Here is a 1,543-nt window from a genome sequence, read left to right as displayed (position 1 = left end):
CTCGCGCTGCGTGACCGCGTCGCTCCGCCGACGATCAACATGACCGAGCCCGATCCGGCCGTGCCGTTCCGTCTCTCCGGCGAGCCCACGCCCCTCGGCGAAGGCCCGCAGATCGCCATCAGCAACTCGTTCGGCTTCGGCGGGCACAACGCCGTCGCCGTGTTCGCGAGCGCCGACTGACACACGGACACGACAGAGCGGCCCCCGGGTGATCCCGGGGGCCGCTCTCGTCTGTCGAGGCAGGTCGGGGCCTATCGCGACGGCGTGCGCGCCAGCTGACGCGAGCGGGTCGCCCGAACGCGCGTGGTCCAGGGCAGGAACCAGCCGATCAGCGGTCCCACGCCGAACGCGAAGAGAACCGTGCCCACTCCCACCGGCCCGCCGAGCAGGAAGCCGATCAGCAGCACACTTCCCTCGATGAGGGTGCGCACCAGCCACACCGGCCAGCCGGTGCGGGCCACGAGTCCCGTCATCAGACCGTCGCGCGGGCCGGGTCCGAAGTCCGCCGCGATGTAGAGCCCCGTCGCGAAGGCCAGAAGCAGCAGACCGGCGACGAACATCGGCGCCCCGATCCAGATCGACGGCGGCGCCGGCAGGATCGCGAGTGCGAGATCGGCGCTCGGACCGACGAGCAGGGCATTGAGCAGGGTGCCCAGGCCGACGCGCTGCCGCAGCGGGATCCACAGCACCAGTACGAGCACCGAGACGAGAACCGTGACGACGCCGTATCCGATGCCCGCCTTGCCGGCGATCCCCAGCGCGAGCACGTCCCACGGCGCGACGCCGATGCCGCCCCGGACCATCAACCCGAGGGCGACGCCATAGAGGAAGAGCCCGACGAGCAGCTGCACGATGCGCTCGAGGACGTCGCGGCGGCTCGTGGCGCTGATGGGGAGAAAGATGGACCGACGGTGCATTCCTCCATCGTGGACCCGTCGCGCCCGCAGGACGACAGGCCACTCGTCGAAAAGTGGCCTGCTCTTCTCAGGCCACTTTGCGGCATGCTGGATATATGACCTCACGACTCGTCGAGCAGCTGGGATCCCAGAACGTCGTCGGCGCGACCGCCGCGGCGCTGGCGGAGCACATCCGAGCGCTCATCCTCGACGGGCGTCTCACGGTGGGCGAACGCCTTCCGAGCGAGCGCGCCCTGGCCCTGGAACTTCGTCGATCACGCTCGACCATGACCCGCGCCTACGGCCTCCTCGAAGACGAGGGCTACGTCTCACGACTGCACGGCGGAAGCACCCGGGTCGCTCTCCCCCACAGCACGTCGCAGATGCCGAACGAGGATGACGGATCCGCGATCGACCTGTCGATCGCCTCGATGGACTCGACACCCGGCCTGTACGACGCGACGGTGCGATCGCTGCCCCGGCTCGCCGCCCTCCGGGGCACCAGCGGATACTCTCTTCGGGGACTCCCCGAGCTGCGCGAAGCCGTCGCTCACCGGTTCACCGAGCGCGGCGTCGAGACGCATGCCGACGAGATCATCATCACCTCCGGTGCACTGAACTCCTTCCATCTTGTTCTCGCCACCCTC

2 protein-coding genes and 1 pseudogene are annotated in these 1,543 nt (G+C 69.4%); 2 read left to right on the top strand and 1 reads right to left on the bottom strand.

Annotation, left to right across the window (positions count from 1 at the left end; all coding sequences use genetic code 11):
• A pseudogene (locus J7E68_RS18545) lies at window positions 1-180 on the top strand (beta-ketoacyl-ACP synthase); the annotation flags it as partial.
• A gap of 71 nt (window positions 181-251) precedes the next feature.
• Here the strand turns inward: J7E68_RS18545 and J7E68_RS18540 are convergent.
• Window positions 252-917, bottom strand: a complete 666-nt coding sequence (locus J7E68_RS18540) for a YitT family protein (RefSeq protein ID WP_215175007.1) — start codon at window positions 915-917, stop codon at window positions 252-254.
• Window positions 918-1,012: 95 nt separating this feature from the next.
• Between J7E68_RS18540 and J7E68_RS18535 the strand changes: the two genes are divergently transcribed.
• The coding region (locus J7E68_RS18535; RefSeq protein ID WP_215175006.1) for a GntR family transcriptional regulator at window positions 1,013-1,543 on the top strand (531 nt) is incomplete at its 3' end.

The organism is Microbacterium sp. ISL-103, assembly GCF_018613995.1.
In the GTDB taxonomy this organism is placed as follows: Bacteria; Actinomycetota; Actinomycetes; order Actinomycetales; family Microbacteriaceae; genus Microbacterium.
The sequence above is the reverse complement of the archived record's forward strand: the minus strand, read 5'-3'. Positions and strand labels throughout refer to the sequence as shown.